This is a genomic window from Chelatococcus asaccharovorans, from assembly GCF_003201475.1.
GTDB classification, from domain to species: Bacteria; Pseudomonadota; Alphaproteobacteria; order Rhizobiales; family Beijerinckiaceae; genus Chelatococcus; species Chelatococcus asaccharovorans.
In genome coordinates this window covers 276616-292593 of record NZ_QJJK01000008.1, presented here as the reverse complement: position 1 = coordinate 292593, position 15978 = coordinate 276616, and the positions used below count along the sequence as shown (strand labels likewise).

Genomic DNA, 15978 nt, shown 5'->3' with positions numbered 1-15978 from the left:
GCTGTGCATGATCAACCTCTATGCGGAGCCATTGCCGAGCCGCGTCCCGCACTCTATCTACTCCTGCAATTGTCATCACGCCCGATGCCGGGCCGCAGGGAAGTCTTTGTATGGCCCGGGATTCCTCGAACGCGTCGCCGATTGCTTCTCGCGACGAGCTGATTGCCTATATCGCCGAGGGCGCAAAGCCCGCCGAGCAATGGCGTATCGGTACGGAGCACGAGAAAATCCCGTTCTATGTCAAGGACAACCGGCCCGTGCCTTATGACGGCCCGCGCGGTATCCGGGCGTTGCTCGACGGCATGCAGGGCCTGCTCGGCTGGCGGCCGATCATGGAAGGCGACCATCCCATCGGTCTCGAAGACGTGACGGGCGGGGGGGCGATCTCGCTCGAACCCGGCGGCCAGTTCGAGCTGTCGGGCGCGCCGCTCGCGACGCTGCATCAGATGTGCTGCGAGACCCACGCGCATCTCGCCCAGGTGCGCGAGGTGGCCGAGCCGCTGGGTATCGGCTTCCTGACGCTGGGCATGAGCCCGTTATGGAGCCTGGACGAGACGCCCGTGATGCCCAAGGGGCGCTATGCGATCATGCGCCGCTATATGCCGAAGGTCGGACGGCACGGCCTCGACATGATGTTTCGGACGGCGACCGTGCAGGTGAACCTCGATTTCGCCTCAGAAGCCGACATGGTCCAGAAGCTGCGCATCGGCCTTGCCTTGCAGCCGCTCGCAACGGCGCTTTTCGCCAATTCGCCCTTTACCGAAGGACGCCCCACCGGCTTCCAGTCCATGCGCTCGCGCATCTGGCTCGACACCGATGCCGATCGCACGGGCATGCTGCCCTTCGCGTTCGAGGACGGCATGGGCTACGAGCGCTATGTGGACTGGGCGCTCGACGTTCCGATGTATTTCGTGAAGCGTGGCGACACCTACCACGATGTCACCGGCGCTTCGTTCAAGGATCTCATGGCCGGCCGCCTCGCGGCCTTGCCCGGCGAGCGTGCGACACTCGCCGACTGGGCCAATCATCTCTCCACATTGTTCCCCGAAGTGCGCCTGAAGCGCTATCTGGAGATGCGGGGGGCCGATACCGGCGCGACGCCTTTCCTCTGTGCGCTGCCGGCCTTTTGGGTCGGCCTGCTCTATGACGACGTTGCCCGTGACGGCGCGTGGCAGCTCGTCAAGAACTGGAGCAACGAGGATCGCGAGGCATTGCGTCGCGATGTGCCCGCGCAGGGCCTGGCCGCGATGGTCGCGGGGCGCCCGTTGCGGGAGGTGGCGCGTGAGGTGCTCGCGCTGTCGCGTGCCGGCCTTGCCCGGCGGGACCACCGCGACGCCCAGGGCCGGAATGAGGCTCATTTCCTCGATAGAGTGGACGAGGTCGTCGCCAGCGGTGAGAACGCCGCCCAGCGCATGCTCGCCCGTTACTCCGCCGATTGGCGCGAGAACGTCGAGCCCGTATTCAAGACATTCGTGTACTGATGCGGCGGTGTCCGCCCTTGCCTTTCAAGTTGCCCCGATCGCATTGCAATTGGCGTTCTTGAGCGCGGGCTGTTGGGCTTCAGGGGAGATGGAGTGAACCCATGCACCTCGATCAGCTCAACGATCTCATGCTCGTCTACGTTGCGTATTTCGTCGCCGTCGCCAGCCCGGGCCCCAGCAACATGGCCATCCTGGGGGTCGCTCTCGGCCACGGGCGGCGCTCCGCGGTGGCCCTGGCGCTTGGCATCATGACGGGCAGCCTGTTTTGGGCTTGTCTTGCTGCGGCCGGCATTTCCACGATCCTGGCCCGCTATTCCGGGGCGCTCTTCCTGATCAAGATGGCCGGCGGCTTCTACCTGCTTTATCTCGCTTGCAAGTCCGCCCGCTCGGCGGTGGCGACACAGGCGCGGCAGGCGGGAACCGAGCCCAGAATGAAGGGAACGCTGCTCTATCGCAGGGGCGTTCTGCTGCATGTGAGCAATCCCAAGTCCATTCTCGGATGGATCGCCATCATGTCGCTGGGGCTGCGCCCTGATGCCCCGCCATACACCTTCCAGGCGATCCTCGCGGGCTGCACACTGATTGGACTGTCCGTCTTCATCGGCTACGCGCTGGCTTTTTCCACCGCGCTGATGGGCCGAATCTACGCGAGGTCGCGGCGCTGGATTGAAGGCACACTTGCCATGGTCTTCGGCTATGCGGGTATCCGTCTGCTGCTGTCGAAGACCTAGGGCATGCTGCATTTGGATGGACTCCCACGGTCATCCCGGGGCGTTGCGCAGCAACGAGCCCGGGATCCATGAACACGCGGCCCTCTAGGGCCAAGTCCGTCTTTTGCGGACTTGCTCCACTCAAAAAATGACGAGCAAATTCATCGGCTTAGATGGCATCAAACGATTCCATCTAAGCCGGATTTGCTCTAGGGCCAAGTCCGTCTTTTGCCGACTTCCTCCGCTTGAGGGTAGACGCGTAAATTCAAAGGCTTGGATGGTATCAGATGATTCCACTCAAGTCGGATCTGCGCGAGGCGGCGCGGCCTGCGCGTCGCTCTTTACGGTCTTTACCGCTCATACACCCTGAGGCGCGATAAGCTTCGCCGCTGCGCGCGCCTTAACGTCTTCGACAGGCCTTCCGCCGATCCTTGCGGCACGACGGGAGACAGGCATGTTCAAGGCGTATCTGCGTAACGAGAAGGCCGCGACGACGATCGAATACGGCGTCATTGCCGCATTTGTCGTGATCGGCATCATCGCCAATCTCTCGATCATCGGCCCGGGCATTGTGCGGCTGATCGAGACGGCGACCCGCCCGCTGCGCTGAACGCATAGGCCCCTCATTCCGAACGACGGGTTGACGTTCGGAGCCGATTTCGGGTTGAGGCAGGGCTGAGCCGACGGGCCCTCCCGGCTATTCCGCCGCCATCTCGATGAACTGCCGGTCGCGGCGCAGGTTATCCAGGCTTTGGATGATATGCTCCGCAAGCGCCGCGCTGAGCGCCGACGACGCGCGATTGTTGCGCACCAGGCCGATCTTGCAGGAGGGGAGCGCCGGGAAGCCGTCCGACGGCCCGAGCACGCGCATGCCTGGCCGAACGGCGCTTTCCGGCAGCACGGCCACCGCGAGCCCGGCCAATACGGCCGCGCCGACGGCCGTCGAGTTCCAGCTCGAATAGAGGACACGGTAACTCTTGTTGGCGCTGTCCAATGCCTCTGTCGCGCTTTGGCGCCAGTTGCAGGTCGCCCGTCCCAAGGCAAGCGGGATCGGCGTATCCTCATGGGTGCAATGCCGCGTCGACGTCACCCAGAGCAGTTGTTCCACGCGAACCACTTCGGCCGGATAGGGGCGGGTTTCGCAATGCGTGATGATCGCGAGATCGAGATCGCTGGCCTGAATGCGTTCGAGCAGGATCGGTGTCGGTTCGCAGACGACGGTGACCTCGACCTTCGGGTTCGACCGGGAAAAGCGCGCCAGGATCTCCGGCAGGTAGCGATCGGCATAGTCGTCCGGCAGGCCAAGCCGCATGCGGCCGGCGAGGTCTGCCTCGCCGAAGCTCGCCAGGCATTCGCGGTTGAGCTGGATGATGCGGCGCGCGTAGTCGAGCAACCGCTCGCCGTCCTCGGTCAGCCGTGAATGGCGGCCGTCGCGCTCGAAGACGGCGAGGCCAAGCCGTTCCTCAAGCCGTTTCATCTGCATCGACACGGCTGACTGCGTCTTGTGAACGAGCTCAGCGGCGCGCGTAAACGAGCCCGTATCGGCAATCGCAACGAAGGTCTTGAGCTGGTCCGAGTCAAGAAGGTGGGACATGGCATCCCCGCGCAATTTCAATGAGACCATATTCAATCATATTTCGTGATGAATTCAATGAAAAACATTCTCTGTAGTGATTCGTCCGTTTCGGCTATATTGCGCTTGCATCCAGAAAGAGGGACCGAACGGCTGCGGCCATGCCTGCGCTTCGCTTGGGAGCGCGATGGCGCGCGGCTGTCCGCTCTCGACCATCGCAATGGAAGGATTGGATCGATGGGAGACGTTTTGTTGAGTGAAAGCAGTAGTTTAAGTCATGGCCGGAGCAGGGACCACATCGGTTCTGCATCGGCCTGGACGGCGCGCTTCCAGAGATGGGGGTGGGGCGTCGCGTACCAGATCGCACGGATGGCGCGGGCGTTGCGTCATCGGCGCGAAGTGTGGCAGTTGACCGAATTCGACGAGCGTGCCCTGCACGATATCGGTTTGACGCGGAGCGATGTGGTCGGTGCGCTCGCGGAGCCGCTTAAGAGCGATCCGTCCGTCATTCTGGCCGAGCGCGCGGAAAAGCGCATGCGCAAACCCCTGCGCCGCCCATGAAAATATCGCGACACCGTAAGGGGCGACATAGTCCCATCACAGCTCGCGACCACGAGGGCCATTGATATCCAGTCAGTGGCCCTTTTCTTTTGGGCCCCGGCCCGCGGCTCCGGCCGGCTTGTTGCAGGCTCCATTGGACAGGTGTGTCCGTTCCGCCATCACCGCGCGGTGTCTTCTCCGGCGAGAATGTCCCGCGTTTCGGCGCTGAGACCCTGCGGGGACGTCGGCGGTTCGGTCAGGGGTTCGGGTGTGACGACCGCCGCCAGGCCGTGGTGGAGCAGATCGGCCCCTCCAAGAAATCCCTCGCTCTTCTGCAGCATGAGACGGGCAACGTCACGCCGGCGCACATCATCCTGCACGGCGATCGCGTCCTCGCGGCGGTAACCGAGTTCCTCCAGCGCGGCGCGCCCAAGGGTCAGCGCGGATTCGAACGTTTCGCGCAGCTGATAATCCACATCCTGCTGCATCAGGGCGATGGCATGCGCACGATCGATCGCCCGGGCATAGATGGCGGCACCGGGAAACTCGGCGCTCAGGATCTCGACGATGGTCAGCGATGTTTCGGGCCTGTCCACGCACACACAGATGACGGTCGCTTCAGACGCCCCCGAAGCACGCAGCACATCGAGCCGCGTTCCGTCGCCGTAATAGACTTTGAAGCCGAAGCGCGACGCCTCGCGAATGCGGTCGACATCACGGTCGATCACGGTCACGTCGATCCGCTGTGCGAGCAGGATTTGGTTCACGACCTGCCCGAACCGTCCGAAGCCGATGACGATGACCTTGCCGGTCGCGTCGGCGAACGCCTCGAGATCCGCGTGTCCGGTGTCCTCCACGGGACGGGCGCGTTCCAGCACCCTGTCCACGATCTTGGCGAAGATCGGACCGATCAGCATGGTCAATGCGGCCAGGGCTGTGACGATCTGGACCTGGTCCGCGTCGAGCAGACCCCGCGAGCCTGCAAGGGGAAAGATGACGAATGAGAATTCGCCCGCCGGCCCGAGCAGAGCGCCCATCTTCAGGTTGTCACGCCATTTGCCGCCGAAGATGCGGCCGGCGGCGGCCCCGATCACGGCCTTGGCGATGACCAGTCCGGGGACCGCAAGGGCCAGCAAGCCGATATGGGCGAAAACCACGTCGAGATCGATCGACATGCCGACGCTCATGAAGAACAGTCCGAGCAGCACGCCGCGGAAAGGTTCTATGTCAGCCTCAAGCTGATGGCGGAAATTCGATTCCGCGAGGAGCACGCCGGCGAGAAAGGCGCCCATGGCCATCGACAGGCCGACGCTTTCCATCACGAAGGCAGCGCCGAGCACGACGAGCAGCGCGGCCGCCGTCATGACTTCCCGGGCGCCGCTCGATGCGAGCAGCCGGAAAAAGGGGTTGAGCAGATAGCGCCCGATGAGCACGACAGCCGCGACGGCGATCAAAGCCCGGGCCACCTCGAAAAGCGTCGCGACGACGCTGCCGTTGTCGGTGCTCAGCGCCGTCGTCGTGCCGAGAAGGGAAACCAGCGCGAGGATCGGGACGATCGACAGATCCTGAAACAGGAGGATCGCGAAGCTGCGCTCGCCGTAGGCTGTGTGGAGATCGCCGCGTTCCTCCAGCGTTTGCAGGGCGATGGCGGTGGCCGACAGGGCCAGCGCGAGACCGGTGACCACGCTGCCGCGGATCGGAACGCCGGAGGCTGTGAGGGCCAGGACCGCCACGCCGGCGGTCATGAGGAGCTGTGTCAGCCCGAGGCCGAAGATGTCGCGGCGCATCGCAAAGAGCCGCGACAGGTTCAGTTCGAGCCCCACGATGAAGAGAAGGAGCACGACGCCGATTTCGGCAATGCCGGCCACCGTGTCGGGCTCGCCGATCAGCGCCAGCCCGTCCGGGCCGATGATAACGCCCGCGCAGAGGTAGCCCAGGACGGCGCCGAGGCCGATGCGTCGGAAAATGGGTACCGCCACCACGGCCGCACCGCAGAAGACCAGGACCGGCAGCAGGTAGCTGGCGTGGGAGGCGCTATCGTCCATGAAATGCTCTGCGAACTCGAACTTGAGGAAGGCGATACCTGGGGGCGGATGCGTATGGCGCCAGCATCAATGCGTCATGCGCTATTCTGTCGTCATGAACTAAGGCGGGGGGAGGGCGCTGTCGAGCAAACCGTAGCGTGCGAGCGCGGTGGCAAGTCCCTGCGGCGATGCAAACACGTGTCCGGTCAGTCCGGCCTTCTCCGCCCCGGCGACATTGCGCGGCTTGTCGTCGGTGAAGAACGCCTCGTGGGGGGCAACCCCGACACGGGTTGCGACCGCGCGGTAGATCTCGGGGTCTGGCTTCTTCCGTCCGAACATGGCGGAGACGAACAGCCGCTCGCCGAAGAGCGCGGGGAGGGCGGGGAACAGAGTGGCGATTTCCTCGGCGACCAGGAAGCCGTTGTTGGTGAGGAGCGCGACAGGCATGCGCGCTTTCACCGCCGCGACCAGAGCCAGCACCGCGGGGCAGGGGCGCATGGCGAGCCGCCGGGCTTCGACCCATTCCGCGCGTGTCAGGGGGTAGCCGAGGCGCTCGCCGAAGCCGGCGAGATAGCGGGCCGAATCGAGGTCTCCGGCATCCGACCGCGCCTCGAAGCCTGATTCCCAGATCGCGGACAGGATATAGCTTGCAGTGCGGCCGCTGAGGGCGGCGAGTGCGTCGATGCGCGCTGCGCGATCGTAGACGCACAGGACGTCGTCCATATCGAAGATCGCGAGCTTCAATTGACACATGATATTCGACCCGTTGACCCCAGCCTGGCTTGACATGCCATGCCTGCTACCGCCACATCCAGCTATATCCAGCCGGAACCGATGATGACTGCCCTCGTTGATGCCCCTGTTGCAAAGCCGCCGCTGTCGGTGCTGATCTGCGCGCCGCGTGGCTTCTGCGCGGGGGTCGTCCGCGCCATCGATGCGGTCGAAAAGGCCCTCGCGCTCTATGGTCCGCCAGTCTACGTGCGCCACGAGATCGTCCACAACAAATATGTCGTGGAAAGCCTGAAGCGGAAAGGCGCCATCTTCGTCGACGAACTGGACGAAGTGCCGGACACGGACGCGCCCGTGATCTTCTCCGCCCATGGCGTGCCGAAGTCTGTGCCCGAGGAGGCGGCGCAGCGCCGTCTGTTCGGCATCGATGCCACCTGTCCGCTCGTCACGAAGGTGCATCGCGAGGCGGAGGTGCACCACAAGAAGGGCCGGCACGTGCTCTTGATCGGCCATGCGGGCCATCCCGAAGTGGTCGGTACCATGGGGCAATTGCCGCAAGGCGCCATATCCCTGATCGAGACGATCGAAGATGCGGGGACCATCGCCGTCGCAGATCCCGACAAGCTCGCCTATGTCACCCAGACGACCCTGTCGGTCGATGACACCCAGGCGATCGTCGATGCGCTCAAGGCGCGCTTCCCCTCCATCGCCGCGCCCCACAAGGAGGACATCTGTTACGCCACGACCAATCGCCAGGAGGCGGTCAAGCGTGTGGCGCCGCAGGTGGATGCGATGATTGTGGTGGGATCGCCGAATTCGTCGAACTCCCAGCGCCTGCGCGAGGTCGCCGAGCGCGCCGGCTGTCCTGTCGCGCGGCTTGTGCTGCGGACCGACGAGATCGACTGGAGCATGTTCTCGGATATCCGCAGCCTCGGGGTGACAGCGGGCGCCTCGGCTCCCGAGATCCTCGTGGAAGAAATCATCGACGCCTTCGCGGAACGCTTCGAAGTGACGGTGGAAACGGTCTCGATGGCGGACGAAAGCGTCTTCTTCCCGCTGCCGCGGGCCTTGCGGGACGAGGCGGCGGAGTAGGGCGATGGCGGTTTATACGGACGTGAGCGACGAGGAACTCGCAGCCTTCGTCGCGGGCTACGACATCGGCCAGGTGCTTTCGGTGAAGGGGATCGCCGAGGGCGTCGAGAACTCCAATTTCCTGCTTCATACCGAGCGCGGTTTCTACATCCTGACGCTCTACGAGAAGCGGGTCAGGCAGGACGACCTGCCCTTCTTCATCGGTCTGATGGACCATCTCGCGCGGCGCGGCATCATCTGCCCCGAGCCCGTGCGCATGACCTCCGGCGAGACGCTGGGACGCCTCGCCGGCCGGCCGGCGGCCATCGTCACCTTCCTCGACGGCATCTGGGTCAAGCGGCCGACGGCAACCCATTGCCGCGGCGTGGGCAGTGCGCTCGCGGCTTTTCACAAGGCCGGTGCCGATTTTCCGATCCAGCGGCCGAATAATCTGTCCCTGTCCGGCTGGCGTCCGCTGTTCGAGCAGGCCGGCGACGCTGCCGATCGCGTCGCTGCCGGGCTGACCGATCGCACCGCCACAGCCCTTGCGGAGCTGGAGCGCGACTGGCCGACGGGCTTGCCGCAAGGGGTCATCCATGCGGATCTCTTCCCCGACAATGTCTTCTTCATCGGCACCAAGCTGTCCGGGCTCATCGACTTCTATTTCGCCTGCAACGATGCGCTCGCCTATGACCTCGCCATCTGCCTCAACGCCTGGTGTTTCGAGGCGGATGGCGCGTTCAACCTCACCAAAGGGCAGGCGCTCATCGACGGTTACGAGGCGCAGCGCACCCTGACGCCGGCGGAAGTGGCGGCCCTGCCTATCCTGTGCCGTGGCTCGGCCCTGCGCTTCATGCTGACCCGGCTCGTCGACTGGCTGAACGTGCCGCCGGGAGCGCTCGTGAAGCCAAAGGACCCGCTCGAATACGACCGCAAGCTGGCGTTCCACCGCCGTGTCAGCGATGCCCGCGACTATGGGCTGCGCCGGTGACGGTCGATCGTGTCGAGATCCATACCGACGGTGCCTGTTCGGGCAATCCTGGCCCGGGCGGCTGGGGGGCGGTGCTGGCTTACAAGGGCCATGAAAAGGAGCTGTCCGGCGGCGAGGCGATGACGACCAACAACCGCATGGAGTTGATGGCGGCGATCGCGGCCCTGGAATCGTTGAAACGCGGCTGTGCCGTCGACCTCTATACGGATTCCCAGTATCTGCGCTCCGGCGTCACCCAGTGGCTCGCCAACTGGAAGGCACGCGGCTGGCGCACGGCTGACAAGAAGCCGGTGAAGAACGAGGACCTGTGGCGGCGGCTCGACGAGGCCAGGGCCCGGCACGAGGTCTCCTGGCATTGGGTGAAAGGCCACGCGGGCCACGCCGGGAACGAGCGCGTCGATGCGCTGGCCCGCGCCGGCATGGCGCCGTTCAAGGCAGGGCGCTGAGCGCTCTGCAAAATTAGCTCACCACCCTGCAAAATTTGCAGCCCCAAAACGGCACATGCCGAATTACTTCGGCTCAACCTGATTTTTACCTAAACCGCGCATGATCCGAAATGTCAGTTGCGTAACCGGATTATCGCGTCATGGGCATTGCTTTCAACCATGTCGCTGGAGCCTCGCCCCGGAGTAAGGTCTCGCGTACCGGGGCGAGGGTACCAGTGCAACAAGCGGAATTTCAGCCGCTTCCCGTCGATGAGGTGCTGGTTGGTGATTGCGTCGCCTCCCTGAATTCCCTCCCGGCCCATAGCGTCGATCTCATCTTTGCCGATCCCCCCTACAATCTTCAGCTTGAGGGTACGCTGACGCGGCCGGACAATAGTCTTGTCGATGCCGTCGATGATGCCTGGGACAAGTTCAATAGTTTTGCCGAATATGACGCCTTCACGCGTGCCTGGCTCACCGCATGCCGCCGTGTTCTCAAGAAGAACGGCACGTTGTTCGTCATCGGCTCCTATCACAATATTTTCCGGGTCGGTTCTTCGCTGCAGGATCTCGGCTACTGGATCCTCAATGATATCGTCTGGCGCAAGGCCAACCCGATGCCGAATTTCCGCGGGCGGCGCTTCACGAATGCCCATGAGACGCTCATCTGGGCGGCGCACAGCGCGGATACCAAGAACTACACATTCCACTACGAGATGCTGAAGGCCGGCAATGACGACGTGCAGATGCGCTCGGACTGGCATTTCCCGCTATGCACCGGGGACGAGCGCCTGAAGGACGCCAACGGTCAGAAGCTGCACGCCACGCAGAAGCCGGAAGCCCTGCTCGCACGCGTTCTCCTCGCCGCAAGCAATCCCGGCGACGTCGTGCTCGATCCCTTTTTCGGCACGGGCACGACCGGCGCCGTCGCCAAGCGTCTCGGCCGCCATTTCATCGGGCTCGAACGCGACCCCGTCTATGCGGCGGCCGCCCGCGAACGTATCGCCGGCATCGAGCGCCTGTCGGGTCCGGCCGTGTCGGCTGCACCGGCGAAACGCACCGAGCCACGGGTGCCCTTCCTGGCGCTTGTCGAGGCGGGCCTCGTCACGCCCGGCGAGATCGTGACGGATCATTCCGGCCGCCACCGCGCCGTGGTGCGGGCGGACGGCACGCTCTGCGCCGGCCCGGCGGTGGGGTCGATCCATAAGATCGGGGCGCTCGTCCAGGGCTTTCCGTCGTGCAACGGCTGGACCTTCTGGCATCTCGAGCGCAACGGCGCTCTTGCGCCGCTTGACGATCTCCGCACCACGATCCGGGCGGAAATCGCCAGAGAGATCGCCAGGGCAGCCTGATCGGCCACGCTATCGCGTTTAAAAAAAGCCGGCCCCTGAAGGCCGGCTTTTTTGCGAATTGCGGACAACCATCCCGTGGTCGGCGCGCCGACGGCTCCGGCACCTCAGGCGCCGGAAACGGTCGTCCTTTGCGGCAGCGGCGTCACCGTGACATTCACATGCCGCGCGCGCCCTGCGCCCAGTCCGCAGGCCATGCCCGCGATCGTCACGCCCAAGTAGAGCAGGGCGACGCTGTCCCAGGATCCCGTCCAGCTATGCAGGAGCCCCGTCGCGAAGGGCCCCGTCGCGGCCAGCGTGTAGCCGACGCTCTGCGCCATGCTCGACAGGCGCGCGGCGACATGGGAATCAGGCGATCGCAGGACGATGGTGAGCAGCGCGAGCGCAAAATTTCCACCCTGGCCGATGCCGAGAAGCAGGGCCCAGAAGGCAACGGTGGAGAGGGGCGCGAACAGGCAGCCGAGCATGCCCATGAGCCCGATGGTCATGATGAGGATGATCATGCCGCGCTGGTCGCGCCGTCGCGCGGCGAGGATCGGCACGATCAGCGCCGCCGGCACCTGGGCGAGCACTGATCCGGACACGGTGAGCCCGGCCGTCATGGCGTCGAGGCCGCGGTCACGCAGGATCTGGATAAGCCAGCCGAAGACGATATAGGCGAGCAGGGACTGCAGGCCGGTGAAGAGCGTGACCTGCCAGGCCAGGCGGTCCCGCCACAGGCCGGTGACCGCATATTGGACCGGTTTGGGCTGATCGGCACGTCGCTTGGGGATCGATGGCCACCACAGGATGGCGGCGAGGACCGCCGGTGCGGCCCAGAAGGCGAGCGCGGCTGGCCAGCTGTCGAAAGCCTTGGCGAGCGGGACGGTTGCGCCGGCGCCAAGCGCGCCGCCCGCGCAGAGCGCCATGGTGTACACACCGGTCATCAGGCTGGCGTGCTTGGGAAAATCCCGCTTCACGAGCCCGGGCATCAGCACACCGATGATGCCGATTGCCGCGCCGGCGACAACCGTGCTGCCGATGAGCGGGAGAAATGACGGGAAAAGGCGGAGCGCAAGGCCGGCGGCCATGGCGAGCAGGGTGACCAACACCACCCTCTCTGTGCCGAAGCGGCGCGCCAGCGGCGGAGCGGCAAGGCCGAACGCGCCGAGGCACAGCACCGGCAGGGTCGTGAGAACGCTGACGAAAGCGGCGGACGCGCCGGTGTCGCGCATCAGTTCCTCGAGTACGGAACCGACGCTGGAGAGCGCAGGTCTCAGGTTGATCGAGACGAGGACAAGCACGACGGCAAGCCACCATCGCGGCACCCCCGCGGGGGCTGCGGGACCTTGAGGTGGCTCGACCAGTTCGGCTTCGGGGAGAAGTTCGTCCGCGAGAGTGGGCGCGGTCTGTCCTTGGGGTAAACCGGGCGCGGTTGATCCCGCCACCTCTGTCGTCATTGCACCAGCTTTCAGGAAGGCGGAGAAGGGTCTTCCGCCTGAGGCCCGGCCACGGCCGTGACAAAACGGTCGACGAGATGTCGCGCGGCCCGCGCGGCATCTTGCGGAGACTGGCCGATGATGGCGTCGAGCAGTGCTTGATATTCATCCTGCGTCGAGACGACCGCACCAGCGTCACTTTCCGCTTCTAGCAGATTTTGTCCGGACGGCGAAAGTGTACTGATGGATGAGAGAATGATCCGGTAGAGCGCGGAGAAGGCCTTATTGTGGGCCGCATCGGCCACCGAACTGTGAAAGCGGCGCAAGTCGCGCCCGGCAGTACTGCCGATTTTCATCGACTCGAACATCTCATCGATGGCGGTGGCGATACGGGCGATATCCTCGAAATCGCGGCGCTCGGCCGCCAGCCGCGCCAGGGTCTCATCGAGCGCGCGCCATAGGTCGAGCCGTTCGTCGGGGCTCGCTTCGCTGAGAACCCGCGGCAGGGCGGTGGCGTCGGTCTGGCTGCGCACGTAGGTGCCGTCGCCTTGGCGAACCTCGAGGAGGCCACTGTGGGCAAGCGCGCTCACCGCCTCCCGGACCGTGTTGCGGCTGACCGCCAGGAGGCTTGCGAGCTCGGTTTCCGTCGGCACGCGCGCGCCTATCGGCCATGTGCCGGCCAGGATCGCGGCGCGGATGCTGTCGATGGTATTGTCGACGAGGGAGCGGCGGTTCGCGGCGGTCAGCATCGATCTCGGTCCATCCGGCCCCGCGCAAGCGGGTGCCCAGGTTCTCCATGATCGACACGAGGTCTTACCGACGCGATAAGGCAATCGTCGCTAAAATGCGGCAAAGTCTGTTTTATACCGGACGGATCTCGATACGCGCCTTCACCAGCACTTTCCGCATCAGGCTGGGCAGGGCCTCGGTGTCGAGCTCGGCGGCGGCGACCCAGCGCATCCCCGTAGGAGCCGGCGTCTTCCGGGGAACGTCGGCACGCAGCACCGTCAATTCCAGCGGAAAATGTGTGAAGACATGGCGGACCGTGCCGTTCAACGTGGCCCAGCGCGCCTGGAGCGGGGCATGCGCAAGGATGTCGCCGTTCGGGCCGTCCGGTGTCCAGGGGCTGCCGGGCAGTTCGGCCATGCCGCCGAGCAGGCCCTCCGGCGGGCGGGTGCGCAACAGCACGGCGCCATCAGCGCGCACCGCCACGAAGCTCGCGCCAAGGCGGAGCGTGCCTTCCTTCTTGGCGGCCTTGCGGGGAAAGGTCTCGGCTGTGCCGGCCGCACGCGCCATGCAGGGAGCGGACCACGGGCACAGCACGCAGGCCGGCCGCTTTGGCGTGCAGATCGTCGCGCCAAGATCCATGAAGGCCTGGGCGAAATCCCCGGCGCGCGCAGAGGGGACGAGCGCCTGGGCGAGCGCGTGGAACAGCGGCTTGGCCTTCGGCAAGGGCTCTTCGACCGCATAGAGCCGCGCCAGCACCCGCTCGACATTGCCGTCGACTGCGGCGGCGGGGATGCCGAAAGCGATCGCTCCCACCGCCGCCGCGGTATAGGCGCCGATGCCGGGGAGGGCGCGCAATTGGTCGATATCGGCGGGGAAATGCCCCCCGTGGCGTGCCACGACCATCTGGGCGCAGGCATGCAGGTTGCGGGCGCGGGAATAGTAGCCGAGCCCGGCCCAGGCCTGCATCACCGCCTCCTGTGGCGCGCGCGCGAGGTCGCCGACCGTCGGGAAGCGCTGCAGGAAGCGGTCGAAATAGGGCTTCACCGCCGTCACGGTGGTCTGCTGCAGCATGATCTCGGACAGCCAAACGCGGTAGGGATCGGCCGTCTCGCCGGGCTTCGCCCGCCAGGGCAGGTCGCGCCGATGGCGATCATACCAGGCAAGGAGACCGGCGGCCTCCGCAAGGCCCGTGCCGACGGCCGGCGCGAGGAGATCGGCCTGAACGGCAGCCGGCTGTGAGGGGCGCCCCCGTCGCGCGGTCGTGCCGGCGGTTGTGCCAGCTGTCTTGCGAGCGGACTTCACGGGAGCGGCTTCGGTGTCTACCATGCTGTGATCTGTAACGACGCGTTCGCGGTCCGGCTAGGGGTCTGTCGTCCCTGTCGTGCTGACGCGCTGATGGGGGGCATTCGGTTGAGCCCTTGGGGCGAGCTATGACGCGGTCTGTCCCGCCTGGCCAGCGATTCGTGCCGAACCGTGGCGCAACGGGCGCCTTCGGGCGGCCGCATGCACGGTATATCGCCAAGCCGCTGGCCGATCTTGTGGATGGCTGTATCGCGCCGGTGCTTGCCAAGCAGGGCTTTGCGGCGGCCGATATCATCATGGCATGGCCGGACATCGTCGGGGAGCGGTTGGCGCGCCATGCCGAGCCGGTCAGGCTCGATTGGCCCGGCGGATCGAGGCGGCGCTACGCCGAGGAGGCCGAACCCGCGACGCTTGTCGTGCGCGTCACGGGGGCTTTCGCGCTGGAGTTGCAGCATATGGCGCCCGTGGTCATCGAGCGGGTCAACAGCCATTTCGGCTGGCGCTGCGTCGCGCGCCTCGCCCTGCGCCAGGGGCCGCTGCAGCGCAGGCCCATTGTCGCCGATCCGCCCCGGCACCTCTCGCCGGCGGATGCGCGCGCCGTCGAGGACCATGTCGCCGACGTGGGCGACGAAAAACTTCAGGCGGCATTGCGGCGGCTGGGCCAAGCGGTTTTGTCCCGCTGATTCGCGCGCCGTCGTCCTTCCGCCCGGATTGCACGCAACCGTGACTGAACGGCCGCTTGCCAGATCCGTTGCCCTATCTATGGTGTGCGCCGTGAGAGTTGCCTTTTGGTGCAGACACTCTAGATCCGACTTGCCGCCGCGGGGCGGCGCCCTATCCAAGGAGACTATCGCGATGACGCTCAGCCGTCGCACTTTCGCCGCTTGCCTCGTCGGTGCTCTTGCCGCAGGCGTCATAGGTCTCCCGGGGCTTTCCCTGCAGTCGGCCATGGCGCAATCCCCGACGGACCTCAATGCCCAGGGGCCGCTCGGCGATGTCGTGCTTGGCTCGCCCGATGCCAAGGTCACGATCATTGAATATGCGTCGCTGACATGCTCGCATTGCGCGAATTTTCACGAGGCGACCTTCCCGACGCTGAAGTCGAAATATATCGACACCGGCAAGGTGCGCTTCATCCTGCGCGAGTTTCCCCTCGATCCGCTGGCGACCGCCGGCTTCATGCTGGCCCGTTGCGCCGGCAACGACAAATACTACGCCGTGACGGATCTGCTTTTCGACCAGCAGCGCAACTGGGCCTTCACCGACAAGCCGCTCGACGCCTTGCTGCAACTGGCCAAGCAGGCCGGTTTCACACAGGAAAGTTTCGAAGCCTGCTTGAAGGATCAGAAAACCTATGATGCGGTGAACTGGGTGAGGGATAACGGCGCCAACAAGCTTGGCGTCAATGCCACGCCGACCTTCTTCATCAATGGGAAGGTTGAGAACGGAGCGATTTCGGTTGACCGTCTGGAGCAGATTCTTAACCCCCTGGTCGGCGGGTAAGGATCACGCGGCGTGCGTGGCGGCGCGGGCTCCGACGTGGTTGGAGCCTCGCGCCGATTATCTCGCGGGACAGGATGACGTATCTGAGGCAGCACGGCCTGTTGCGGCCTCTCGACGCATCCTGAAGGCCTGG

16 protein-coding genes are annotated in these 15978 nt (G+C 65.2%); 10 read left to right on the top strand and 6 right to left on the bottom strand.

Annotated features, from left to right (window positions below; genetic code table 11):
- The first annotated feature begins 110 nt into the window (after positions 1–110).
- From C7450_RS20240 to C7450_RS20230, 3 genes are all read left to right on the top strand, one after another.
- Positions 111–1481 carry a glutamate--cysteine ligase gene (locus tag C7450_RS20240; protein WP_110376248.1) on the top strand — a complete coding sequence of 457 codons (1371 nt, stop codon included), beginning with the start codon at positions 111–113 and terminating at the stop codon, positions 1479–1481.
- Positions 1482–1582: 101 nt separating this feature from the next.
- Complete coding sequence (locus C7450_RS20235) at positions 1583–2212, top strand: LysE family translocator (protein ID WP_110376247.1); 630 nt, start codon at positions 1583–1585, stop codon at positions 2210–2212.
- Positions 2213–2645: 433 nt separating this feature from the next.
- Positions 2646–2801 (top strand): Flp family type IVb pilin, encoded by a 156-nt coding sequence (locus C7450_RS20230; protein WP_110376246.1) that lies wholly within the window; start codon positions 2646–2648, stop codon positions 2799–2801.
- An 87-nt stretch (positions 2802–2888) separates the two neighbouring features.
- Here the strand turns inward: C7450_RS20230 and C7450_RS20225 are convergent, their stop codons facing one another.
- Positions 2889–3785 carry a LysR substrate-binding domain-containing protein gene (locus C7450_RS20225; RefSeq protein WP_110376245.1) on the bottom strand — a complete coding sequence of 299 codons (897 nt, stop codon included), beginning with the start codon at positions 3783–3785 and terminating at the stop codon, positions 2889–2891.
- Between the two features lie 57 nt (positions 3786–3842).
- Here C7450_RS20225 and C7450_RS20220 point away from each other — a divergent pair, with 57 nt between their 5' ends.
- Positions 3843–4325, top strand: coding sequence for a DUF1127 domain-containing protein (locus C7450_RS20220; protein WP_170147339.1), 483 nt, complete (start codon positions 3843–3845; stop codon positions 4323–4325).
- 158 nt (positions 4326–4483) lie between these two features.
- Here the strand turns inward: C7450_RS20220 and C7450_RS20215 are convergent, their stop codons facing one another.
- Positions 4484–6349: a monovalent cation:proton antiporter-2 (CPA2) family protein gene (locus tag C7450_RS20215; protein WP_110376243.1), complete on the bottom strand. Its 1866-nt coding sequence runs from the start codon at positions 6347–6349 to the stop codon at positions 4484–4486.
- A gap of 99 nt (positions 6350–6448) precedes the next feature.
- Positions 6449–7117, bottom strand: a complete 669-nt coding sequence (locus C7450_RS20210; RefSeq protein WP_110376242.1) for an HAD family hydrolase — start codon at positions 7115–7117, stop codon at positions 6449–6451.
- Between the two features lie 48 nt (positions 7118–7165).
- On the opposite strand from C7450_RS20210, the gene ispH reads away from it, so the two are divergent.
- The 4 genes from ispH (at position 7166) to C7450_RS20190 (ending at position 10896) form a co-directional block, all read left to right on the top strand.
- A complete protein-coding gene (ispH, locus tag C7450_RS20205) occupies positions 7166–8149 on the top strand; it encodes a 4-hydroxy-3-methylbut-2-enyl diphosphate reductase (protein WP_110376383.1) in 984 nt (327 codons plus the stop codon).
- A 4-nt stretch (positions 8150–8153) separates the two neighbouring features.
- Positions 8154–9119 (top strand): homoserine kinase, encoded by a 966-nt coding sequence (locus C7450_RS20200; protein ID WP_110376241.1) that lies wholly within the window; start codon positions 8154–8156, stop codon positions 9117–9119.
- Complete coding sequence (rnhA, locus tag C7450_RS20195) at positions 9116–9565, top strand: ribonuclease HI (RefSeq protein WP_210206489.1); 450 nt, start codon at positions 9116–9118, stop codon at positions 9563–9565. Before C7450_RS20200 ends, rnhA begins: the two co-directional genes overlap by 4 nt.
- 140 nt (positions 9566–9705) lie before the next feature.
- Entirely contained in the window at positions 9706–10896 is a 1191-nt protein-coding gene (locus tag C7450_RS20190; protein WP_110376240.1) for a site-specific DNA-methyltransferase, read from the top strand.
- Positions 10897–11000: 104 nt separating this feature from the next.
- On the opposite strand, the gene C7450_RS20185 is transcribed toward C7450_RS20190, so the two are convergent.
- The 3 genes from C7450_RS20185 to mutY all read right to left on the bottom strand — a co-directional run bounded on the left by C7450_RS20185 (position 11001) and on the right by mutY (position 14366).
- Positions 11001–12332, bottom strand: a complete 1332-nt coding sequence (locus C7450_RS20185) for a CynX/NimT family MFS transporter (protein ID WP_110376239.1) — start codon at positions 12330–12332, stop codon at positions 11001–11003.
- Positions 12333–12343: 11 nt separating this feature from the next.
- Positions 12344–13060, bottom strand: a complete 717-nt coding sequence (locus C7450_RS20180) for a FadR/GntR family transcriptional regulator (RefSeq protein WP_110376238.1) — start codon at positions 13058–13060, stop codon at positions 12344–12346.
- Positions 13061–13172: 112 nt separating this feature from the next.
- Positions 13173–14366: an A/G-specific adenine glycosylase gene (gene mutY, locus C7450_RS20175; RefSeq protein ID WP_110376237.1), complete on the bottom strand. Its 1194-nt coding sequence runs from the start codon at positions 14364–14366 to the stop codon at positions 13173–13175.
- Positions 14367–14470: 104 nt separating this feature from the next.
- Here mutY and C7450_RS20170 point away from each other — a divergent pair, with 104 nt between their 5' ends.
- Positions 14471–15025, top strand: coding sequence for a DUF721 domain-containing protein (locus C7450_RS20170; protein WP_110376236.1), 555 nt, complete (start codon positions 14471–14473; stop codon positions 15023–15025).
- A 172-nt stretch (positions 15026–15197) separates the two neighbouring features.
- On the top strand, positions 15198–15845 hold the full coding sequence (locus C7450_RS20165; protein ID WP_110376235.1) for a DsbA family protein: 648 nt from the start codon (positions 15198–15200) through the stop codon (positions 15843–15845).
- Positions 15846–15978 lie beyond the last annotated feature (133 nt).

Coding starts and splice junctions, on each gene's coding strand:
- C7450_RS20240 (WP_110376248.1), top strand. CDS start 111: ATGGCCCGGGATTCCTCGAACGCGTCGCCGATTGCTTCTCGCGACGAG.
- C7450_RS20235 (WP_110376247.1), top strand. CDS start 1,583: ATGCACCTCGATCAGCTCAACGATCTCATGCTCGTCTACGTTGCGTAT.
- C7450_RS20230 (WP_110376246.1), top strand. CDS start 2,646: ATGTTCAAGGCGTATCTGCGTAACGAGAAGGCCGCGACGACGATCGAA.
- C7450_RS20225 (WP_110376245.1), bottom strand. CDS start 3,785: ATGTCCCACCTTCTTGACTCGGACCAGCTCAAGACCTTCGTTGCGATT.
- C7450_RS20220 (WP_170147339.1), top strand. CDS start 3,843: ATGAAAAACATTCTCTGTAGTGATTCGTCCGTTTCGGCTATATTGCGC.
- C7450_RS20215 (WP_110376243.1), bottom strand. CDS start 6,349: ATGGACGATAGCGCCTCCCACGCCAGCTACCTGCTGCCGGTCCTGGTC.
- C7450_RS20210 (WP_110376242.1), bottom strand. CDS start 7,117: ATGTCAAGCCAGGCTGGGGTCAACGGGTCGAATATCATGTGTCAATTG.
- ispH (WP_110376383.1), top strand. CDS start 7,166: ATGACTGCCCTCGTTGATGCCCCTGTTGCAAAGCCGCCGCTGTCGGTG.
- C7450_RS20200 (WP_110376241.1), top strand. CDS start 8,154: ATGGCGGTTTATACGGACGTGAGCGACGAGGAACTCGCAGCCTTCGTC.
- C7450_RS20190 (WP_110376240.1), top strand. CDS start 9,706: ATGGGCATTGCTTTCAACCATGTCGCTGGAGCCTCGCCCCGGAGTAAG.
- C7450_RS20185 (WP_110376239.1), bottom strand. CDS start 12,332: ATGACGACAGAGGTGGCGGGATCAACCGCGCCCGGTTTACCCCAAGGA.
- C7450_RS20180 (WP_110376238.1), bottom strand. CDS start 13,060: ATGCTGACCGCCGCGAACCGCCGCTCCCTCGTCGACAATACCATCGAC.
- mutY (WP_110376237.1), bottom strand. CDS start 14,366: ATGGTAGACACCGAAGCCGCTCCCGTGAAGTCCGCTCGCAAGACAGCT.
- C7450_RS20170 (WP_110376236.1), top strand. CDS start 14,471: ATGACGCGGTCTGTCCCGCCTGGCCAGCGATTCGTGCCGAACCGTGGC.
- C7450_RS20165 (WP_110376235.1), top strand. CDS start 15,198: ATGACGCTCAGCCGTCGCACTTTCGCCGCTTGCCTCGTCGGTGCTCTT.